The organism is Mammaliicoccus sp. C-M13, assembly GCF_022386845.1.
GTDB classification, from domain to species: Bacteria; Bacillota; Bacilli; order Staphylococcales; family Staphylococcaceae; genus Mammaliicoccus; species Mammaliicoccus lentus.
On the sequence record NZ_JAJNHQ010000007.1, the window covers coordinates 59,146 to 82,160 of the forward strand.

Here is a 23,015-nt window from a genome sequence, read left to right on the forward strand (position 1 = left end):
TATAAATAAAACCACGTTTTTAGTAAAAACGTGGTTTTATTTATTGTTTAGTTTTACATGAACCCTTTTAACATTCCATACCAATACATCCTTGGTAATAAATCTTTTTTAAATATATACATACTTCTTCGTTCTTTAGCTTGATTAAAAGGCATTGTTTCTTGCGTTTTTTTATTATAATCAAATTCAGCTAATATTAACTTATTATAACCGGTCACAATAGGACATGAAGTATAACCATCATAATGATTAGTCAGCATATCATTATTCATAGCTTGCATTAAATTGTGTACCACAACAGGTGCTTGTTTTCTAATAGCTGCACCTGTTTTAGAAGTCGGAACATTAGATGCATCACCTAAAGCAAATACATTTGAATATTTTTTGTGTAGTAATGTAGTTGGATCAACTTCAACCCAACCGTCATTATCTGAGAGTGTACTTTCCTTTATTACGTCTAAAGGGCCCATAGGCGGCGTAACATGTAACATTTCATAATCCAATGATTTTTTATTACCCGTATGAATATGTTCAAATGTAGCCACTTTCTTCTCTCCATCAATTTCAATAAGATTACAATTATAATCTACAATAATATCTCTTTTTTCAACAATTTTTTTCTAATTCTCTATTATATTTATCCACATCAAACAATGTATCTTTAGGTGTTTCATATATTACATTCGCTTTTGAGCGAAGATTATATTTTCTGAAGTAGTCTTCAGCTAAATACATGATTTTCATAGGCGCCCCTCCACACTTAATAGGTGTATTAGGGTGCGTAAAAATAGCATTCCCACCTTTAAAATTAGAAATCTGTCTCCATGTTTCATTTACATATTCGGGTGAATAGTTAGAGCAAACGCCATTTTTACCGATATTTTCTTGTAAGCCTTTAATAGACGACCAATTAATCTGTAATCCTGGTGCAACGATTAAATAATCGTAATTGACAGTAGTGTTATCTCCTAAAGTAATACTATTATTTTCAGGTTCAAAGCCGGAAACAGCTTTTTTTATCCACTCAACACCTTTAGGTATAACATTCTTCATATTTTTACGAGAACTTTTAAATTTTGAGGCTCCAGCGCCTACTAAAGTCCATAAAGGTTGATAATAATGATATTGAGCCGGGTCAATAATGCTTATATTGCCTTTGAATTCTGGCTTTTGTCTTAAAATTCTAGAAGCTACTGTGATTCCAGCTGTGCCTCCGCCTACAATTACAACTTGATAATGTTGATTCATTTCCCCACATCCTTAAATTATTTTAATGATGATGGTAAGTCTTGGTAGCCTTCTCTAACGTTCACAACATTTGTAAATCCTTTATATTCTAATATACCCGTTGCAATAGAACTTCTAACGCCTGATTGGCAGTGGACATATATTTTATCATTTTTATCAAAAGGTATTTCTTCGTTTAAAAGTTTACCATGAGGGATATTGACTGCTTGTTCTAAATGACCATTATCCCATTCTTCATGATTACGTACATCTAGCACATATTCTTCTTCACCAGTCATTTCAGCACTATAAATAGATTGTGTCTGAACTTCCGATTTTGGCAAACGATAACCTGAGACGTTTTCGAATCCTATTAATTGTAAAGTATGCTTTGCTTGTTCAACTGTAGATTTATCACCGATTAAATCTATATCTTCATCAAAATCTAAATACCAACCGATTTGGTTAATAAAGTTTTTATTATAAGGAATATTGATGGTTCCTTTTGTATGACCGCCGTGGAATGCTTCTTTACTACGTATATCAAATGCAAGTCTTTCATTATCCAAACTAGGATAAACATTATATGGTTGATACGAGTTCATGCCAAATTGATTAATTTTTTTCATTTTAGCAAAATGATGAGGTGGTACTGGTTGGTTTGATGTTAATGTTTCAATAAATGTTGCTTCATCCGTTACATTGAAAGCCCAGTTGTTTATTTTTTCATAACCTAACGTAGACATAGGCACTGCCCCTAAAGTTTTACCGCAAGGGCTACCTGCTCCATGGCCTGGCCAAATTTGAATATAATCTGGTAAGTCTTTAGCATTTTTTATAGATTGATACATTTGTTTCGCTCCGATTTCTGTAGAACCTTTCATTTGAACAGATTTTTCTAATAAATCAGGTCTACCTATATCGCCAACGAAGATAAAATCACCGCTAAATAGTCCCATTGGAACACTGGCAACTCCACCTTCGTCAGTGAGTAAGAAACTAATACTCTCCGGGGTATGTCCTGGCGTGTGCAATACTTCTAATTTAATGTTACCTGTATAAATAACATCATAATTTTTCACAAAATACGTTTGTTTTGGCATATTTTTATAACTTAATTCATCATTACTTTCACCAGATACATATATTTTTGCGTCTAACTTCTCTGCTACATCTCTAATACCTGAAGCAAAATCAGCATGAATATGCGTTTCAGCAGCTTGAGTAATTGTGAACCCCTCATTCTCTGCAACTTCCATATAGTTTGTTAAATCACGTATCGGATCAATAATCATTGCTTCTCCTGTACGCTGACATCCAATTAAATAAGATGCTTGTGATAAGTGATTATCATAAAATTGTTTGAAAAACATAGAAAGCTCCTCTCTTTAATATATTTGCTTTATTAAATAAATAAATTATGACTTGCTTGTTCAGTGTCACCGATATAAGTACCTACACCACCATATTCAACTTCATCTCTTAATTCTTCTTTTGTAATACCCATGACATCCATACTCATCGTACATGCGATTAATTTAATATCTTGCTCTATCGCTTGATTAATAAGCGATGGTAAAGAATCAACATTTTTCTTTTTCATTACATAACGCATCATGATATTACCTAATCCAAACATATTCATTTTTGATAATGGCATACGTACTGGTGTTTTTGGCAACATCAAATCAAACATTTTTGCGATGCCTTTTTTATTAACATTAACTCCATGTGTTTTTTTCAATGCATTAAGACCCCAGAAAGTGAAGAAGATGCTCACGTCTCTACCTGCAGCTTTAGCACCGTTAGCGATAATCATTGCTGCTACTGCTTTATCCAATTCACCACTAAATAAAACGATTGTAGTACCTTTAGTAGTATGGCTTACATCTAATCCTTTCGGTTGTTCTTTTTGAATGATTGCGTTGATTCCTTGGTTACTCTCATCAAGTTTTACAAGTGTGTGTCCAGTTTGTTTCACCCAGCTTTTAATATCACTAAGAAAACCAGAATCTGTGACTGTGACTTCTATTTGATCGCCATTTTCTATATTTTTTATCTCTTTACTAATATTAACAAGAGGCCCTGGGCACTGAAGACCGCTAAAGTTAAATTGTTTACGGTTTGGTTTAATTTTTATATTTTTATTTTCTTCTGCTGTACTTTCATCATTGATATGTTGTTTTTCGTAAGCAATATAACCACCATCTAAATTAACAATATCGTAACCTTGTTTTGCTAAATATTCACTAGCTTTGGCACTTCTATTACCACTTCTACAGTAAATATAGTAAGTTCTATCTTTATCTTTATTAAAAGTTTCAATACGCTCAACTGGGTGCAAGGTCGAACCATTGATGTGCCCAATTTCATATTCTTCTTGCGTTCTTACATCGATTAATTGACCTTGCTTTGCTAACTTTTCTAATTCTACGTTTCTTAGTTCGTTGATATGTTGTTCTTTATACTGTTTCATATTCTCCTCCTCAAAATACCCTCAAGGGTATATTAACAAGGGTAGTCTTTTCTGTCAAATACGGATAGGGGTATTTGACAATCTATATTAAATTTATTAATATAAGCTTATTCAATTAAAGTCGGAGGAAACGAACATGAATTATGATAAAAAAATGATAAATCGTATAAATAGAATACAAGGTCAATTAAACGGCGTTATTAAACTGATGGAAGAAGAGAAAGATTGTAAAGACGTAATCATGCAGCTCAGCGCTTCTAAAAGTTCAATTCAACGTTTGATGGGAATTATAATTAGTGAAAATTTAATAAAATGTGTAAAAGAAGCTGAAGATAATAATGAAAGTTCTCAAGAATTGATTAATGAAGCAGTTAATTTATTGGTAAAAAGTAAATAATGGATATAATAAACATGATTATTATGTTATTAATTGGAGTGTTTGGAGGGTTTATCTCTGGTTTGGTTGGTATAGGCGGAGCGATTATTATTTACCCTGCCATTCTTTTACTACCACCATTATTGGGAGCACCTGCTTATGGCGCATTCATTGCATCAGGCTTAACTTCTAGCCAAGTATTTTTCAGCACACTGAGCGGATCATTAAAAGCCAGAAAGAAAGCTGAATTCTCTCCCAAGCTTGTAATGAACATGGGAGGAGGAATGATTATAGGTAGTACTTTAGGAGCGATTATAGCTAATTTATTTAGCCCTACTTTTATAAATATTATATATATAGTCTTTGCTATATTTGCACTAATATTAATGTTTATTAAAGTTAAACCTGCTTCTCAAGTTACCAATTTTAATATTCCTTTACTCATTATTATAGGGTTCATTGTTGGAGTCATTTCTGGAATTGTTGGAGCTGGAGGTGCCTTCATTATTATTCCTATATTGTTGGTTTTATTCAAATTACCAATGAATACAGTAGTATCTAATAGCATAGTAATCGCTTTTATATCCTCAATTGGGGCCTTCGTAATTAAGTTTATACAAGGTTATATCCCTTTTGAAGATGCAATATTTTTAATAATCGGAAGTATACTCTTTGCTCCTATAGGATTAAAGGTTGGCAATAAAATATCTAGTGTTATACAAAAAAGTATTGTAAGTATCTTAATCACGATTGCAATTTTACAACTTATATTTTAGTTAAATTTAAACATAATACTATAGAAAAAACTCTTTCAAAGTTATCTACCTTGAAAGAGTTTTTATTTATATTAATATAATTTTATTCGCTACATAATCTTCATTTCTAATTGGTGTATTTGATGTGTAAGCAACGTATTTATTGGAGTCGATATGCCTAATTCTTCTCCATATGCTGAAATTTGTCCATTAAGATAGTCTATTTCTGTTAATCGACCTTTGTTATAATCTTGATGCATTGATGGATAATGAAGCCCTTGTGTTTCTTTAGGGTAAGCCGCTTCAATTTTATTTAATAGTAATTTACCGTCTAATTCAACATTTCTTGCTCTAGCTACAGACACTATTTCTTCAATCATTGGTATAATCATTTCACGTGAATGTTCATAGCTGCCAAATTCATAAATAGTTTTATCTAATATCGTGCACAGTGGGTTTAACACACTATTCAATGTTGCTTTGGACCATATCGATTTGAAGATATCATCACTTACTCGTGCATTTAAATTTGCATCATTTAGTAACTGAAGTATCGCATTAGATTGTTCATCGACAATACCGTCTGAACGATGAAAGTCTATATAACCCCCACCTTCTAGCAACAACTGACCGGGACCTCTTAATCCAGCTGTCCACATTACGACAGCAAGATAAACCTGTGACATTGGAACGAATTTTGATAATCTCTCTCCATGACCTAAACCGTTCATCATGCATAATATTGCAGTATCTTTATGGATTGAACCTGCCTCTTTTAAGCGTTGCATCATTTTTTCAGAGTTCATCGCCTTTGTTAAGATGATAATCAGATCAAATGAATCTGATACATCCTTAGACAATACTGCTGGAACATTGACTGTATAAACATCCGTTTCAGTTTTAACCTCAACACCGTGTTTGTTAATACGTTGAACATGTTCTTCCCAGTCATCAATTAGTTCCACATCATAACCAGCCTGTTTCAAGGAAATACCGATTCGACCACCCATTGCACCTGCACCAGCTATAGCTATTTTATACATATTGTACACTCCTCATTGCCATTTTAATGATAAACATCCAGAATAAAAGTACTATCCTTAAATGTTATATCAATAAACTATTTTTCTCATATAATATATTTACCCATAAACCACATTTTTTAAAATTAAAAAGAGAATATATTTATAAAGAACATAGACTACAATGAGAGTTGCCCATATAATTTCAATAATTGATATGACATTGACTAAATTCGTAATTGTATCGTTTAAATTGAGATTTTGATTCACATTATATAGTGATGCTGCAGTTGTCACCCATGGGAACGTCAGCGCTGAAAAGGAGACTTTAAATCCTTCTTTCATGATTTTAGGTAAAAATATTAAAGTAAATAAAAATAACAATTGCGAAAGTACTAAAAACGCCAATACATAAGCAATTGAGTAACTTGAATGATTTAAAATATAACTATTTAAGCAAAGAGCTGCCGGTGCACTCATAATAATTACCATTGGAAACTGTTCCTGATTATATGTTTGCCATGCTTTAGTAAATAATACATATCCAAGTATTAATATTAAAAATATTGATCCAAGAATGATCGCTATGTTACCTATACTAGTATTGAACGCAGACGATGTTTCACCAATTACGCCTATTCCAACAAACATCACAAACCAACTCGTATTTGGCCAAGACTTATAATTTCTAAATGCGTAAAATCCAATAAATATTATGATAAAACTCATATGTAATAAAATAGATACATACCAAATAACATTTAAAATATATGCGCCCACTAAAAATTGAGTTTTAACAATAGACACCAATATCATTAACGTCATAGGTAGCGCTGGAAGAATAGCAAATGTATTTATATTTTTAAGTTCTTTTAAAAACATAGTTGGATAAACAATCCATTTTAAAATGACAATTAAAAGTATTGCACAGGAAATAATAAAGAAAGACAAGCCAAATAACGTTAAGTTTAAATTATAAAATAAATTACTTAACGCCATAACACCTAAAGCCAATCCACATATTGCGATTGGGGTCCTTTTCAACCCTGTTTTTAACATGTTCAATACCCTCTCATAGATAAATTCATAAAATTATATTTTACCATATCTTTATATAACTGTTTGCTAACATAGACAAACAAACGCACCTTTTACATCACAGTAAAAGGCGCATTATGCTTATCTGTACATTTCTATACAAATTCGATTATATTTTATAAGGCGTTCTTATATGAATAATAATGAGTATAATTTTAGGAATTCTTGCAATTAAGTTTTTCTCTAATACATTCTAACTTCTTACCTTTTAATTTAATTTTAGCTTTTCTATTAATTTCACAATATAACTTTTGAGACTGCTCATCTGTTAATTCAAAAGCTTTATAAGAAGTACCTTTTTTATCAGGAAGTCGCGTGACATCAAAATTTACAACTTCCTTTAATAATTCAGTTATATCTGTTAAATTTCCACAAGCATCTTGCGGTTGAAAACTAAAGTTCTCATCAGCTTTTAAAGTTATTCTTCTACGTTTATAATTTGCTTTCCAAACATGGTCACCTTTCTCAACCCATGAATAATGATCTCTAAATGCGTTCTTCTTACCTTCAACAATATCATCGGTTATTCTTAAAAATTGATTATTGGCAATAGCGTTACTCTGTTCCTCTATACTCTTATACCAAAAACAACATTTTTTGACTTTAAAAACCAAATCACATATATATCTGTAACGATTTACTTTTTCATCTTCAATTATTGATATCCAAAAAATCACGTCTTGGTCTGTTCTTTTGTTATAAGAGTAATCAGTTATTTTACAAAAACTATGTAAAAAATTTTCATTCCAAATATAAGGGTCTTGATTACCATTGAAATCATCATAATAAATATTAATACATCCATGTTTACAACATTTTCTTTCAGGATGAAAAAATAGATAACTTGCCATAATTCCTCCTCACTTTCTCTATATACTAGCTCAGAATAATTATCTTTTTCTATTATTTTAACAATATTCTGACAAAATTTCACAAAGCTAGAGGAAATAGTTTATAGGATAATCTTAACAATATAAACAACAGTTATTAACTATGTGTTTTAACATTACTCAACCCTAATTTTTCTCGTAATGTGCCTTCGTTATAGTCTGTTTGAACTAAGCCTCTTTCTTTTAATATCGGCACGACTTTATTAACGAATAATTCAAATTGTGTAGGGTTTAATGGAGGCATTATATTGAAGCCATCTGCTGCGCCACGTTTAAACCATTCTTCCATTCTATCGGCTACATCTTCGGGTGTTCCCACTATAATATGGTGACCTCTCGCACCGGCTACATGTTTCATTACATCTTCTAATGTTGAATTATTTCTCTTAGCTGTTTCTTTAATAAGGTCGACACGACTTTGTATATTGTTTCCTTTATCGACTTCAACATCTTCAAATGGCGTATTTAAGTCATAACCACTTAAATCTGTATCACCTAAATAAGAAGATAATAATTCTAATCCCATTTCTGGGTCGATTAAATCTTGTAATTCTTTATAGTTAGCTTGTGCTTCTTTGCGAGTTTCTCCGATAAACGGGAATATACCTGGCATAATAACAACTTCTTGCTCTGGGCCACGCTTTTCTTCAACTTGTCTTCTTAATTTTTGAGCAAAATTAATAGATGCATCGATATCATTTTGTGCAGTAAATATAACTTCTGCATGCTTTGACGCAAAATCAGTACCCTTTTTAGAAGAACCAGCTTGAACTAGTAAGGGATAACCTTGTGGTGATTGATCAATATTTAAAGGTCCTTTAACGCTATAAAAATCACCTTCATAATTAATTGGTTCAGGTTGTTGATTCTTTAAAAATTTACCTGCCTTATGAACGCTTTGAGAATCTACATCTCGCCAAGAGTTCCATAACTTTTTCGATATTTCTACAAATTCATTCGCTTGATCATACCTTAAATCATGATCAACATTATTTACGCCACTAAAATTTTTAGCAGTATCATTAATACCAGAGGTCACAATATTCCATCCAGCTCTACCATCGCTGTAATGATCTAATGAAGAAAAAATTCTAGATAAGTTAAATGGTTCTGAATATGTAGTGGACCCTGTAATAATAAGGCCAAGATGCTTTGTTTCCATAGCTATTATAGACATTAAAGAAATAGGTTCGAACATTGTAAACATATCTGGGTGTGTTTTCTTATCGACATATAGACTATCCGAAACAAATAGAAAATCAAACTTTGCTTGTTCTAAAGACTTTGCTTGTTCAATCGTTTTCTTTAAATTCATACCACCACGCTCTACTGACTCTGGATGTCTACTACTTGCAACATGATGACCAAAACCAGTTAAAAAATATCCTAATTTCATTCTTTTCATCTTTGACCCTCCATAATTTACTATTCCGATTGATTTAATATGATTTATGTTACCATTGTATTTTTATAGAGTCAATTTACATTTTTAAAATTTAATTATTGAAAAACAAAAAAATCCACCAACACTTGTGTTGGCGGATTTTATTAGCATATTTGTATTCAATTAATTTTTTCTTTTAAGACCATCCGATTAATTGAGCGAATACTAATGAAATAATTGAAATTACACCCCATAGGATAAATAATGGGAAGAAGAACCGGATCCATTTTGTATAAGAAACGCCTGCGATTGCTAATGCTGCCATAAAGTAACCACTTGTTGGGTAAAAGACATGTGTAAACCCATCACCAAGTTGGAAGGCTAAGACTGCAGTTTGTCTTGTAATACCTAACATATCTGCTACAGGCGCCATAATTGGCATTGTCACCAATGCTTGACCACTGCCTGATGAAATGATGAAATTAATCAGTACTTGCACGATATACATACCAACTACTGCAACTGTTGGCGTTGCACCATCTATTACGGAACCTAAACCATGCACAATACTATCCATAATTTTACCGTCTTCAAGTACTACAGCAATTGAACGTGCTAGTCCAACTATAATAGCTCCCATTAACACATCTTTAAACCCATCATTGAATGATTCACAAATTTCACGTGTGTTTAAGCCAGTCACTAGACCAACCACTATACCCATCATGATAAATAGACCTGACATTTCTACCATAAACCATCCTTGAGTAACGACACCATATACGAGAATTATAAAGAATAAAAGCACAACACCAATACCTATTTTTTGACGGCGCGTTGCAACTAATGGCTCATGTTTAGTAATTTCTTTGTACATTTTCTTTTTTCAGTATCATCTTCATAAACTAAGCTGATTGATGGATCTTTTTTTACCTTTTTAGCATATTTCATAATAAATAGTACTGTCACTAAAAGTACAACTATAAAAATAACTAAACGTAATCCAATACCTGAAAAAGTAGGTATACCTGATAATTTTTGAGCTAAACCAGTATTGATTGGATTCAAGACCCCAACTGTAAAGCCAACTACCGTACCACATAAGGCAATGGAGGTTGCTGTGATAGAATCATAACCTAACGCAATAACTAACGGTATAATGACCGGGATATAGACAAGTGATAGCTCTGCTGTACCTATCAACGTAGCTATAATTGCAAATACGGTTGTTAACACTGGAATGATTAAAATACTTTTATTTATAAATTGACGTGCAAGTTTATCTACCCCTATTTCAATAATGCCTGTACGTCTCAATACCATGAACATACCGCCAATAATTAAAGTGAAGAAGACTATTTCTCCTGCCTCAATTAGGCCACGAGGGATAATCGATATAAAATCAACCAAACCCACAGGTGAAGATGCTATGTAATGGAAAGAATCTGCATCAACCATCTCTCTACCTTCAGGACCTTTAATACGTTTAAATTCACCTGAAGGTATTAAGTATGTAGAAATCGTTGCAATAACACCAAAAATAAATAAAATCACATAGATATGTGGCATACTAAACTTCTTGTTAGAACTCTGTTTCCTGTCTACTTTGTTATTTATCTTTACCAAATTGTATGACCCCTTTGCTTTACTAAATAAAACACCTTAATATTACCACGTAAAGGTAAGTTTACAATTATGCAAAGTAGACAACTTATAAAAATTTCTTGTAACATATAACAAAAAATCGAAATATTTACTTTTCTTGTTTTTCATTATCCTGTTGGTTAGGTTTTTGAGCGTCTGGGTTCGAATATTTCTCTGGGTTATAATCGACGCCTTTATTATAGTTACCTGATGCATCCCATAGTAAAAACTCATCAATACCATGATCTTTTAATGCTTGAATTTGTGCAGTTACTTTTTCTTTATTGTAATCTATATAACGACCTTCACCTAAGTAAGACGCTGTAAAGTCTTGAAGCCATGGACGTGATTTAACTTTTTCACTGTCTACATCTTTAAGTGCTTCTTTTTCTTTATCTAGATAACTGTCTATCGTTTTATAAGGTTCTGTATCTGGATTTTCTAATCCAAAATCACCAGTACCCCAATGTGATGGATAAACCATAGATGATATAACATCGACGTTTTCAGCTATTTTAGGAAAACTCTGTCCAATACCTGGTGTTTCTTTAACTGTAGCTGCGTAACCAAATACATCTGCGGATGTTTTAACGTCATATGATTTCAAATCTTTACGTGCTGTTTTTAAAAACTCTGTAATTGTATCTACACGTTGTTTGATATTATTTAAATCGCTACCTTTGTATTTTCCATTAGAATATTGTAATTCCGCGTCTTTGTTTTCAAACCCTTCTGGGAAACGAACATAATCAAATTGTACTTCTTTAAATCCCGCTTTAGCAGCTTCTTTCGCCACTTCTATATTATAGTCCCATACATTATCATCAAACGGATTTATAAAGCTGTCTCCACCTTCATTTTCCCATACATTACCATCAGACGTTTTAAACGACCAATCAGGTTTTTGATGAGCTAAATTAGAATCTTTAAATGTAACAACACGCGCGATTGGATAGATATCATTCTTTTCCATTTCTTTGATGATTTTTTTAACATCTACACTGTCTACTGTATTACTACTAATTAACTTATTATCACTTTTGAAGTCCATCGTAATATTACCTGAATCATCTTTAACATCGATAACCAATGCATTTAATTCTGTTTCGTTTATAAACTTAATCAATTCATCAAATTGTTCTCCACTTGCTGAATCTGGTGTCACGTAAATACCTTTCACACCATCTTTAGGATAGTCAATATCACTATATGTATCTTTCTCTGATTCATTACTATCTTTCTTATCTTTACTACTAGTTTTCTTTTGTTCACTGCTATTCTTCTTCTCGTTGTTTGAATCAGTATCTTTATTACAAGCTGACATAACCAAGATAACTGCAAGCGCCACTGCTAAAAACTTCCATGATTTCATCATTTTCTCCCCTTATTTCTATATATTGATTTTGAAAAAGTTTCTAAACATTATATTATTCCACGCTTCGCATTTTACATATTTTTACTATTTTAAACAAGGTATATTTTATTCTTTACTTCTTAATGAATTGATAATCAAAACACTTTACTAAACGAAACAATGATATCTTTGTATGTATCTATTGAATCTATAACTGCATATTCTCCATCCCCGTGCCATGCATCACCGGATGGTCCAAATTCGATTGCTGGTACGTTGTATCTCGAGAAATACCTTGTGTCTGCAAATCCATGCTGACCAAATATAGGTACCTCTTGTAGTTGAGAATGTTCTTGAATTTCTTTGATTAGTTGCTGTATGTGGGGGTTTGTTGTTTCATTTAAGACTGCCGGACCTGTTAAATTAATCGTTATTTCTCCATCAGTGATGTTTTTGATTTGTTCTAGTATTTCGTCTTTATCTTGAGTAGGTAAATATCGTATATCGAATGAGATTGTACATGAGTCAGGTACTTTATTATAGACTTCTCCTCCATTGATTTTGGCCAAGTTTATTGATGGTGCTTCGTATATATCTGTTGATTCTTTAGCGAATGGTAAATTCATTATTTGATTATGAATTTGTAATGCTTTTTCTATCGCATTTTCTCCTTCCCATGGTCTACTTCCGTGTGCAGATTTACCAAACAGTTGGACATCAAATTGTAAGATGCCCTTTGCTTGGAAACCTATACCGAGTTGTGTAGGTTCCGCACATATTACAAAGTCTCCTAAATAACCTTGATCTGTTAAATATGCTGCACAGTTATTTCCTCCAATTTCTTCGTCGGTCACGAGTTGTAGTTGTACTTTCGTGTCATTTAATTCTGAGTGTTGAATTTCGCTCATCGCTACCATAAACGCTGCTACACCTGCTTTCATGTCTGCGGAACCTCTTCCATATATTTTTCCATCTTTGATAACTGGCTCGAACTGCCCTTCTTTACCACTTACGACATCTACATGTCCATTTAGCACAAGCGTTTTATTTCCATTCCCTATTGTACAAATCAGCATTTTATAGTCGTTGTTTGTTATAATTTCTGATTCAAGATTATGATTTTTTAACCATTTTTGGCAGTAATCGATTATTTCATTTGCTCCTTCTTTACTAGAACTATCGTAAGAAATTAATCTTTGTAATAGTTTTAATGTTTTACTCATGTAATCATCCCCTTATCATTTTGAGGAAAGTATAGTATATTGACAGAATATTGACAAGATTTAAAAATTTTAGTAAAGTTTAGTTGTATTAATACATCTTAAATATAAACTAACAACTTATTTTAAAGTGAATATATTAAGCAAAGGCGCTTATATCCCAACATTCCGTGTTGGGGATATAAGCGCCTTTTTGCATTTTAAGGGGGATATTTATGACACGAGATTTAAATTATAACTGGGTTAATGGTGAAAAAGTCACAACTGATGAGGTGATTTCAGTATTCAATCCTGCCAACGGTAACAACATTGGAGATGTACCAAGTGTTTCTAAAGATACTGTTCAAGAAGCGATTAATTCTGCTGTTTCTTCTTTCGAAAAGTGGTCTAATTATACTGCTGAAACGAGACAATATTATTTAGAACAATGGGCGGTTAATTTATTAAACAAACAAGAAGAATTAGCACAAATTATGAGTGAAGAACAAGGTAAGCCATATGCCGAAGCTTTTGGAGAAATTGGCGTTTGCGCCAAATTTATACGATGGTTCGGTGAAGAAGGTAAACGTATATATGGAGAAGTTATACCTCCATCTTCAGAAAATCAACGTATTTCAGTGATTAAACAGCCTGTTGGGGTTTGTGGTCTCATTACACCGTGGAATTTCCCAGGTGCAATGGTGGCACGTAAAGTAGCACCCGCCTTAGCTGCCGGATGTACTGTAATTGTTAAACCATCAAGTGAAACACCTAGGATAGCTATTGCAATCTTTGATGAATTAATGGCTACAGGAATAGATAAAGGTGTAGCTAATATTGTTACAGGTAGTTCTTCATTAATTTCAGACACTTTATTCGCAGATAAACGCGTTAAGAAAATATCGTTTACTGGTTCAACTCAAATTGGTAAGACTCTAATGAGTAAAGCATCCGATCAAGTTAAACGTATCTCGCTCGAACTCGGAGGGAACGCACCTGCAATTGTACTTCCTGATGCAGATTTAGATAATGCAGCAGATGCGATTGTTGATAATAAATTCGAAAACAGTGGTCAAATGTGTAACGGCATTAACGTCATTCTCGTACATAAAGATGTGAAACAAGAAATGACTGAAAAAATAATAGAACGCGTAAAGAAAATTAAAATCGGATCAGCTGATGAAGAAAATGTTCAAGTCGGACCTTTGATTAATAAAAAAGCTATAGATAAAGTAGAACAACTCGTTTCTGAAGCTCAAAAAGAAGGGGCATTTATAGAATTAGGTGGAAAGAAGGCTAATACAGGAGAATCTGAACTATTCTATCAACCTACTGTTATCAGTGGCGTTAGGGCTAACATGACAATTGCCCAAGAAGAAATATTCGGGCCAGTAGCACCTATTATATCGTTCGACAATGAAGATGAAGCAATAGATATTGCGAATGCTTCGCCATATGGACTTGCAGCTTATTTCTTCTCAAGCAATATCAATACAATTTATAAAATGAGTGAAAAACTCGAATTTGGCATGATTGGTGTTAACGGTACTCAATTAAGTGTCCCTCAAGCACCATTTGGAGGAATTAAAGAAAGCGGTATGGGTCGCGAAGGCAGTCACTACGGTTTAGACGGATTTTTAGAATTGAAGTATATTTCATTATCTTTACTTAAATCATAAGGGGGTTGTCATTTATGAATACTAATGGCAAAAAAGTAACTGGAGATATTACGAAAGATCAATTAATTGAATTAGTAAAATCTGAAGACATCGACACGATTATTATGGGATTTTGTGACATGCAAGGACGTTTGATGGGGAAACGTGTTACTGGCGAATTCATATTAGAAAATGATATTTCAGAGGGTACTCATTTCTGTAATTACCTATTAGGTACCAACTTCACAATGGATACAAATGAAAACTTTGAGTTCATGAATTGGGACAAAGGTTATGGTGACTATTTAGCAGTTCCTGATTTAAACACATTAAAAGTGATTCCTTGGCTAGAAAAAACAGCAATCGTATTCTGTGATGTATATACAGTGGATGGAAGTGAACCAATTTGTATAGCGCCACGGAACATACTTAAAACTCAAATTGAAAAAGCAGAAAAACTTGGATTTTCTCCACATATGGCAAGTGAACTTGAATTCTATCTTTTCAATCAATCATTTGCCGAAATTGACAAAAAAGGCTATGACAACTTAGAAACTGCCGGCCATTTAAATGAAGATTATAATTTATTACAAGGTAGTAAAAATGAACCTTTATATCAAAGAATAAGAAATCAAATGCATTTGATGGGTATACAAATTGAATCTTCAAAGGGTGAAGCTTATAAAGGTCAACATGAAATCAATTTGAAATATGCAGACGCTTTAAAAGCAGCTGATCAACACATTATGTTTAAACACGGCATGAAAGAAATATGTATTCAAAATGAGAAAGCTGTAACATTTATGGCTAAACCATATGAAGAATGGACTGGTTCGAGTGGTCATATTCATTTAAGTTTAATGGAAAAGGGAACAAAAAATAATGCTTTTTATGCCGGTGAAGACGCAGTTGATCCTAAATCAGAAACAATGCAGCACTTCTTAGCAGGAATTATCAAATATACGAAAGATTTTGCATTATTATTTGCCCCATACGTCAATTCTTATAAGCGATTCGCACCTAATACTTGGGCGCCTGTAAGCATTGCGTGGAGTAAAGATAATCGTTCAGCTGGATACCGCGTAGTCGGTGACGGTAATTCATTAAGGTTTGAATCTAGAATTTCAGGTGCAGATATGAACCCGTACTTAGCATATTCAGCTTTAATCGGTGCTGGTTTATACGGTATTGAACATAAAATTGAATTACCTGATGAATTAGTTGGAAATGCTTATGAACAAGAAGATATAGATCGCATACCATCTTCTTTACACGAAGCAATTTGGAATTGGAAGAACAGTGACGTAGTGAAAGAAGTTCTAGGTGAAGATGTTGCTAAACACTATTTAGAAGCTGCTAGATCCGAGCAAAATGAATTTGATTCATTCGTCACAACTTGGGAACGTTCACGATACTTTGAACAAAGTTAATGTTGATTTTAAGGAGGAATATATGATGAGACTCAAAGATAAAGTTTGTATAATTACTGGTGCAGGCGGTGGAATGGGAAAAGTAGCTGCTGAAACATTTGCTAAAGAAGGCGGTAAAATAGCTGTTTTTGAAAGAGATGAAAAAGCAGGGCAAGCAACAGTAGATTCTATTCATAATAATGGTGGAGAAGCTTCATTATTTGTAGTAGATATTTCAAATGAAGAAAATGTTAAAAGTGCGGTAGCTGAAACAATAACAACATACGGAAGAATAGACGTTCTCTATAATAATGCTGGTGTAATGCCAGAAGCAGATAATTCTGTAGTAAATACAGAAGAAAGTGTATGGGATTTAGTCATGAATATTAACGTTAAAGGTATATTCTTTATGACGAAGTATGTCATTCCAGAAATGGAGAAAAACAGTTCTGGATCAATCATAAATATTGCTTCATTCGTCGCTCAAATGGGTTGTTCAGTACCACAAGATGCTTATACCGCTTCTAAAGGCGCTGTAGTAGCCTTAACAAAATCATTAGCAATACAATTCCGTCCTAAAGGCATTCGTACAAATGCGATTAGCCCTGGGCCAATTGAAACGCCATTGTTAATGGAGTGGCTTGTATCAGATGAAGAAGCTAAGAAAGTACGATTAGACAGACAACCCGCAGGCAGATTTGGTAAGCCTGAAGACATTGTAAATTGCGCTTTATATTTAGCATCAGATGAGTCTAATTGGACAAATGGAGCTAACATTAATGTAGATGGTGGTATAACTTCTAATTACTTCTAAGTATTATGAAATAACAGCAAAAACGCCCAACACTTTAATCAAGTGTTGGGCGCTTACTATTTTTAAAATTTATCTTCTAAGTATTCTTTCTCACCTATAATTCCCATTTTTCTATCCAGTTTTTCTAACTTTTTCGCTTTCGGTATACATAAGATATAAGCAAATATGATAGCTATTATCCCTCCACTCAATTTCCCAATTAGCACTGCGGGTATTAATGTAGGCTGAAAATTAGCTGAGTATGATAAATGGTCACCTAATAAGAACGCTGCACATACACCAAATGCTATGTTCAACACTTTATCTTTAGGTGGCATATCTCTTACCAACTTTAGCATAGCTAGTATATTAGCTATAGTAGCAATAAATCCTGCGCTACCTACTTCACTCAGTCCAACTTTATTACCTATTCGATGTAAGCTACTAGAGAAATATTTACGAATTAGGTATACCATAGGGAATGCACCAGAAAGCATAATTGCAATGTTACCTGCATTCTCCAATGCTCGGAAATTATCTTTTTTATCAGCCATAATTGGATCAAACCCCCAACCACCAAATACGTTTGTAAATAAACCTGTAAATATTTCTACTACCGAGAACACAAATACTAATTTAATACATGCATCTAATATTCTTCCGAAGAAAATAAATAACTTTATCATAATATCTGAGAAGAAGTATAATCCTATTGCTGTAACAACTACAAAGATAATAAGTGGCAGTAAATTCGTAAATATTGTAGTCATACTTATTTGAAACAAATGCGTTGGGTCACTAGTTGTATCAATCGTAGTTCTTATTTTCGTATTGCTAAATAGAATTATTACCGTGGAAATAAATACACCGAACGGTATTGCTAACAAACCAGATAATATACCTAAAGCCATATATTTATGATCTCGTTTATCAAGCATTGGCAAACCAAGTGGTATTGTAAACACTATTGTTGCCCCTGCCATCAGCCCAACAATCATCGCCATTATCCAACCTTCGTAGCTCGCCTTTAATACATCTGCCAGTTGATATCCTCCCATATCCGTAGCAAGTATAGAAGTAGCTGCAATTGCAGGATCTGCACCTATCTTATCAAACATAGGTCCAAAAAATTTCTCAATAAACTTTGAAATGAATGGAATAGATGCCATAATTCCTGCTGAATTTGCAAAAATTGGACCAATTGTATATATCCCTTCCATAAACTCTTTACCAATACCTTCGTTTGCATTTCGAATTGCACCAAACGCACCTAATACTGCACATAACATAATAATATAAATAATAATTGTACCTATATGCTCCATATTAAATCCCCCTTATTTTAAATCTAAAAATGCAAAAAGGTGCCTATTTGATTAATTCAAATAAGCACCTTTGCTTGGTTGTATTCACTTTTAACATATTACCCTAATTCATTGATAATCTCTGTAGCTTCTATTTCAATTGCGATTTGCTTATCCATACTCTTTCGCCGAAGTTTTTGATAAGCCGCTTCTTCTGATAAATTCAGTTGCTCCATCAGAAGACCTTTTGCTTTTTCAACAAGTTTACGATTATTCATTTGTTTTTTCGTATTATCCACTTCTATTCTTAGTTGATTCAAGCTGTTAGATTGCGACAGTGCAATTTCAACAGCTGGCAACAGTTGCGCTTCTGAAATTGGTTTTACAATATATCCTACAATATTAGTTTGTTTAGCTTCTTCTACGTATTCACAATGACTATAAGCAGTTAGTATTAATATTGGAATATCATATTTCTTTGAAATGATTTTACTAGCTTTCAGACCATTTAATTTCGGCATTTTAATATCCATAATGACTAAATCAGGCCGAAATTTATCAACCAACTCTAACGCTTTTTCTCCGTTACCGGCTTCCGCTACTACCTCGTATTGAGCTTCTTTAAGCATTTCTATGATATCCATCCTAACGATAGATTCATCTTCAACAACTATAATTGATGTCAATTCAATCATCCCCTTTGTATTGAAATTGAACGCGTGCTAAAGTGCCGATATTATTACGCTTAATACTAAATGTGCCTTCTAAATCATTTTCCGTAATAGTTTTTACAATTTTCAGTCCAAAAGAATGGATAAATTCGCTTTCTGTTATACCTGTATCTTGAACTTCAAGAATATGCGATTGGTTCTGTTGGTCGTACCTTAAATGTACATCAATCTTTCCATCAGTCTGATAATTAAATGCATGGTTTAAACAATTTGTAATAAGTTCATTTGCGATGAGTGCCACTGATACAGCTATATTTGATACAAGATGAATTTGACCTTCAGTCTTATAATCTATATGTATAACTTTATCTGAAGTCTCATTATAGACAATCATATTTCCTATCTTCTTAACTAGTTTATCAATATTGACTAAATCCGTTGATGATTCATCTAGGATGACTTCATAGACAGAAGCAATACTCATGATTCTATTCAAACTTTCTTGAAAATATTGTTCACTACCATCTGGCAATCCCCTTCTCATTTGTAATCTCAATATACTCGCTACAGTTTGAAGATTATTTTTAACACGATGATGAATTTCACCAATTGCAGCAGATTTGGAAATCAATTCTCGTTCTTTTTCCTTTAAATCCGTTATGTCTTTCATAAGAATAAGATGACCTGTCACAACCCCATCTTCAAGTAATTGAATACATTTAATTTGAAAATAATGATTATGAAGTTCTTTTTCTTCAATTGTAATAATTCGACCATCTGTTAGCATACTTTCGACCGTTGGAAAGAGTTCTACAAAACACAAACCAGTTTCACACTTAGTTCCCTTAATATCACTTATCATTTTCTCTCCAGTTAGATTGAAATAACGTATATTCAAATCATTATCCAACTCAAAAAAACTTTCTTCAATCATATCTGGGAAAAAAACCTCATTATTTTTTGAACGAGAAACAATGTTACTCAATGTACTAGTTGCTTGAGTTAATGCCTTCAAACGATTTTCCTTCATTACTTTACTACTTATATCTTTCTCCATAATCAATGTACCAATAATTTCTTCTCCCAACATAATCGGTGTTACACTCTGTTCAACCACTTTACCTTCTTGAGTAACAGCCTTATATTGAGAAAAATCTTTACCCCTTAATGCTTCAAAAACGGCTGGTTCAAACTTCTCATAAACATTCTCACCAATAACTGATGTTTGATATAAACTCTTCACATTTTTAGGAATTGCTTCAGCAACAACGACCACTTCATCCTTATTGTCAGTCGGACAATCAATAAATACATTTGCACGGTTGAGATCAGCAACCATTTGAAGTTGATTTGAAAGGTTAATAATCTTATTATAAGCTTCTTCCGACAAAGATGTAAGCGCTTTACTAACTAAGTTGATATTCCCAATAATACACCATCCCCTATGATAATTGTATGAATATTTCGAATATTTTTATATTACTATTATGAAATCGAATTAAAAATATGTCAATTCAAAACTTAGTATGCCAAATTTCTTCAACTGTATTACTAATAGTAATGCTTTTCACTAATTAACCTCACTCTTATAATTAATCTTTAGACCCAACGTTTTATACACACACTTCTTATAGATATATTTGCAATTATGTGTATTTGATGTACAATAAAAGTGAATAATTACACTTGATAATAGCGAATGATAAAGGAGTGGTATTCCCACCTAGCAACTTAAATTGAAAGGGCATTGCATGTGTTTGAACTGGAAAAAACGACAAATAAGTAAAGATAGTACTTGTTCAAGGATTTATGCATTTGAATGTTGACTAAGCAGTTATGGTCAAAGGTACTCAAAAATTAAGGAGTGGTTTATTATGCGTAAAGTAGGAAAGTTACTTTCAGCATCTGTCGTTGTATCAACACTTGTCGTAGGTTCTTCAGCAGCATTTATAACGACAAGTGGTCCAGAAGCTCAAGCAGCAGAGCAAGTTCAAAAATGGGGGCATGGTGAAGGAGCAGCAAGCGGTGCAAGTACACAAGGCGCTTCAGAAGAAATGGCACAAACACCTTGGTATAACTATTACGGTTATACAACATATGATCCTTCGTTTACACAAGATTATAATTTTGTACGTGCATTGAAATATGACAATGTTTCAATTGATAACTATAAAGTAGATCCAAAAGCTTATAAAAATCATGACCATAGTATAAAAGTTTATGATACAACTGTAGATTTTAACGATGATAATGAAGTTATTCAAATTAGCTTTAATACTAAACCAAATACGGTAACTAAAGAAACTTTCAAAAAAGCACATGCTTCTAATGATATGGGAGGAGAAGGTGATTCAGGTATCGGAGATGGTACAATGGTATATTATAATACTAATGATGGTTCATATAAGGCTTTCTTTGATGAAAATGATTACTTAACTAAAATAATCATTGGTCAATAGAATGAAATAACAACTATCGGAAGTCGTAATCTTAAAAATGTAGATGACAAAATAGTAAGCACATCACTCTACTGATGAAATTCAGTACACAAAGTGATGTGCTTATTTTATATTATGAATTTGGTTAATGATGATTATTTTAAACTACTATAGTTATGATTCTGTCATTTTAATAATAATTCTACCTACATCGCCATTTGCTAATTGATCAAAGCCTTTATTTATCTCATTAAGTGAAATGACATCACTGATTAATGGATCAACGTTAAGCCGATTACTTTGATACAAACTAACAAACCTAGGTATATCACGATCAGGAACACAACTTCCAACATATGAACCTTTAATCGTTCTTTCTTCAGCTGCTAGAGTTACTTGAGGAATTGATAATTCTGCTTTAGGATCAGGTAAACCTGTTGTAACTGTTGTTCCACCTCGTTTTGTTATTGCATATGCTACTTTCATTGCTGGCACTACACCTGCTGTTTCAAATACATATTCAGCCCCGCCTGTAATATATTGCTTAACTTCTTCTATTACATTTTCATCGCCTGAATTATATACTGCTGTTGCACCTAATTTTTTAGCTATTTCAAATTTATCTTCATTTATATCTAATGCAATTATTTCATTTGCACCGGCCAGTTTTGCACCAATAATAGCATTTAATCCTATTCCTCCAAGTCCTACTACAGCGACATTACTACCTGGTCTAATCTCCGCTGTATTTATAACGGCTCCTATACCAGTAATAACAGCACAACCAAACACAGCTGCACGTTCATAAGGAATATTTGGATCAATTTTTACTATAGAATTTTCTGATACAACAGCATATTCAGAAAATCCAGAAACGCCTAAATGGTGATGGATGACATCATTATCTTTAGATAAACGAAATCCACCTTCTAGCATTTCACCTTTTTCATTTGAAGCAGCACCATTTTCACATAATGCCGGTCGTCCTTCACGACAAGGTATACACTTTCCACAGCTTGGAATAAATGTACAAACAACATGGTCTCCAACTTCAAAATCGGTAACATTTTCACCTAGTTCTATAATCTCTCCTGCCGCTTCATGTCCTAACGCCATAGGCATTGGTCGCGGTCGACTTCCGTTAATCACTGATAAATCAGAATGACATAAACCTGCTGCATGAATTTTAATTAATACTTCATTTTTGTTAGGATTATCAAGGTTTAATGTTTCTATCTTTAAAGGTTCAGCTTTTTCATAAGGACCTTCTACACCCATTTCATATAATACTGCTGCTTTTGTCTTCATTTATATACA

The 23,015-nt window shown here is 33.0% G+C and carries 20 protein-coding genes and 1 pseudogene; 6 read left to right on the forward strand and 15 right to left on the reverse strand.

The window, feature by feature from the left end:
* Positions 1-53: 53 nt before the first annotated feature.
* The 3 genes and pseudogenes from sqr to LQ615_RS06990 form a co-directional block, all read right to left on the reverse strand.
* Positions 54-1,248 (reverse strand): annotated as a pseudogene (sqr, locus tag LQ615_RS06980) (type II sulfide:quinone oxidoreductase Sqr).
* Positions 1,249-1,265: 17 nt separating this feature from the next.
* Positions 1,266-2,600: a persulfide dioxygenase-sulfurtransferase CstB gene (gene cstB, locus LQ615_RS06985; RefSeq protein WP_070044764.1), complete on the reverse strand. Its 1,335-nt coding sequence runs from the start codon at positions 2,598-2,600 to the stop codon at positions 1,266-1,268.
* A gap of 32 nt (positions 2,601-2,632) precedes the next feature.
* Positions 2,633-3,703: a DsrE/DsrF/DrsH-like family protein gene (locus LQ615_RS06990; protein WP_064210944.1), complete on the reverse strand. Its 1,071-nt coding sequence runs from the start codon at positions 3,701-3,703 to the stop codon at positions 2,633-2,635.
* Between the two features lie 136 nt (positions 3,704-3,839).
* On the opposite strand from LQ615_RS06990, the gene cstR reads away from it, so the two are divergent.
* Together cstR and LQ615_RS07000 are read left to right on the forward strand one after the other, a co-directional pair.
* Positions 3,840-4,100, forward strand: coding sequence for a persulfide-sensing transcriptional repressor CstR (gene cstR / locus LQ615_RS06995; RefSeq protein ID WP_239703799.1), 261 nt, complete (start codon positions 3,840-3,842; stop codon positions 4,098-4,100).
* Complete coding sequence (locus LQ615_RS07000; RefSeq protein ID WP_239703798.1) at positions 4,100-4,855, forward strand: sulfite exporter TauE/SafE family protein; 756 nt, start codon at positions 4,100-4,102, stop codon at positions 4,853-4,855. The genes cstR and LQ615_RS07000 overlap by 1 nt, the downstream gene beginning before the upstream one ends.
* An 89-nt stretch (positions 4,856-4,944) precedes the next feature.
* Here LQ615_RS07000 and LQ615_RS07005 read toward each other — a convergent pair whose 3' ends face one another.
* The 8 genes from LQ615_RS07005 to LQ615_RS07040 form a co-directional block, all read right to left on the reverse strand.
* Positions 4,945-5,877 (reverse strand): ketopantoate reductase family protein, encoded by a 933-nt coding sequence (locus LQ615_RS07005; RefSeq protein ID WP_070044766.1) that lies wholly within the window; start codon positions 5,875-5,877, stop codon positions 4,945-4,947.
* Between the two features lie 99 nt (positions 5,878-5,976).
* Positions 5,977-6,915, reverse strand: a complete 939-nt coding sequence (locus LQ615_RS07010; protein ID WP_064210947.1) for a TDT family transporter — start codon at positions 6,913-6,915, stop codon at positions 5,977-5,979.
* Between the two features lie 194 nt (positions 6,916-7,109).
* Complete coding sequence (locus LQ615_RS07015) at positions 7,110-7,805, reverse strand: hypothetical protein (protein WP_064210948.1); 696 nt, start codon at positions 7,803-7,805, stop codon at positions 7,110-7,112.
* Positions 7,806-7,941: 136 nt separating this feature from the next.
* Complete coding sequence (locus LQ615_RS07020) at positions 7,942-9,249, reverse strand: LLM class flavin-dependent oxidoreductase (RefSeq protein ID WP_016999808.1); 1,308 nt, start codon at positions 9,247-9,249, stop codon at positions 7,942-7,944.
* A 175-nt stretch (positions 9,250-9,424) separates the two neighbouring features.
* Positions 9,425-10,105 carry a Na+/H+ antiporter NhaC family protein gene (locus tag LQ615_RS07025; RefSeq protein ID WP_239703797.1) on the reverse strand — a complete coding sequence of 227 codons (681 nt, stop codon included), beginning with the start codon at positions 10,103-10,105 and terminating at the stop codon, positions 9,425-9,427.
* Positions 10,072-10,854, reverse strand: a complete 783-nt coding sequence (locus tag LQ615_RS07030) for a hypothetical protein (RefSeq protein WP_239706295.1) — start codon at positions 10,852-10,854, stop codon at positions 10,072-10,074. The genes LQ615_RS07025 and LQ615_RS07030 overlap by 34 nt, the downstream gene beginning before the upstream one ends.
* A 127-nt stretch (positions 10,855-10,981) precedes the next feature.
* Positions 10,982-12,244 carry a putative glycoside hydrolase gene (locus LQ615_RS07035; RefSeq protein ID WP_218688678.1) on the reverse strand — a complete coding sequence of 421 codons (1,263 nt, stop codon included), beginning with the start codon at positions 12,242-12,244 and terminating at the stop codon, positions 10,982-10,984.
* A 137-nt stretch (positions 12,245-12,381) separates the two neighbouring features.
* Entirely contained in the window at positions 12,382-13,449 is a 1,068-nt protein-coding gene (locus LQ615_RS07040; RefSeq protein ID WP_216683470.1) for a M20 family metallopeptidase, read from the reverse strand.
* A gap of 212 nt (positions 13,450-13,661) precedes the next feature.
* On the opposite strand from LQ615_RS07040, the gene LQ615_RS07045 reads away from it, so the two are divergent.
* The 3 genes from LQ615_RS07045 to LQ615_RS07055 are packed head-to-tail and all read left to right on the forward strand — an operon-like array spanning position 13,662 to position 17,306.
* Positions 13,662-15,104 carry an NAD-dependent succinate-semialdehyde dehydrogenase gene (locus tag LQ615_RS07045; RefSeq protein WP_182093632.1) on the forward strand — a complete coding sequence of 481 codons (1,443 nt, stop codon included), beginning with the start codon at positions 13,662-13,664 and terminating at the stop codon, positions 15,102-15,104.
* A 14-nt stretch (positions 15,105-15,118) separates the two neighbouring features.
* Positions 15,119-16,513, forward strand: coding sequence for a glutamine synthetase family protein (locus LQ615_RS07050; RefSeq protein ID WP_239703795.1), 1,395 nt, complete (start codon positions 15,119-15,121; stop codon positions 16,511-16,513).
* Positions 16,514-16,535: 22 nt separating this feature from the next.
* Positions 16,536-17,306 (forward strand): SDR family NAD(P)-dependent oxidoreductase, encoded by a 771-nt coding sequence (locus LQ615_RS07055; protein WP_228086084.1) that lies wholly within the window; start codon positions 16,536-16,538, stop codon positions 17,304-17,306.
* 62 nt (positions 17,307-17,368) lie between these two features.
* On the opposite strand, the gene eutH is transcribed toward LQ615_RS07055, so the two are convergent.
* From eutH to LQ615_RS07070, 3 genes are all read right to left on the reverse strand, one after another.
* The gene (eutH, locus tag LQ615_RS07060; RefSeq protein WP_016999802.1) at positions 17,369-18,610 is read right to left on the reverse strand and encodes an ethanolamine utilization protein EutH; all 1,242 of its coding nucleotides are present in this window, start codon (positions 18,608-18,610) and stop codon (positions 17,369-17,371) included.
* Positions 18,611-18,708: 98 nt separating this feature from the next.
* The gene (locus tag LQ615_RS07065; RefSeq protein WP_016999801.1) at positions 18,709-19,275 is read right to left on the reverse strand and encodes an ANTAR domain-containing response regulator; all 567 of its coding nucleotides are present in this window, start codon (positions 19,273-19,275) and stop codon (positions 18,709-18,711) included.
* Position 19,276: 1 nt separating this feature from the next.
* The gene (locus LQ615_RS07070; RefSeq protein ID WP_331001320.1) at positions 19,277-20,692 is read right to left on the reverse strand and encodes a sensor histidine kinase; all 1,416 of its coding nucleotides are present in this window, start codon (positions 20,690-20,692) and stop codon (positions 19,277-19,279) included.
* Between the two features lie 442 nt (positions 20,693-21,134).
* Here LQ615_RS07070 and isaB point away from each other — a divergent pair, with 442 nt between their 5' ends.
* The gene (gene isaB / locus LQ615_RS07075) at positions 21,135-21,719 is read left to right on the forward strand and encodes an immunodominant staphylococcal antigen IsaB family protein (protein ID WP_064205279.1); all 585 of its coding nucleotides are present in this window, start codon (positions 21,135-21,137) and stop codon (positions 21,717-21,719) included.
* A gap of 153 nt (positions 21,720-21,872) precedes the next feature.
* Here the strand turns inward: isaB and LQ615_RS07080 are convergent, their stop codons facing one another.
* Positions 21,873-23,006: a zinc-dependent alcohol dehydrogenase family protein gene (locus LQ615_RS07080; protein ID WP_064205280.1), complete on the reverse strand. Its 1,134-nt coding sequence runs from the start codon at positions 23,004-23,006 to the stop codon at positions 21,873-21,875.
* Positions 23,007-23,015 lie beyond the last annotated feature (9 nt).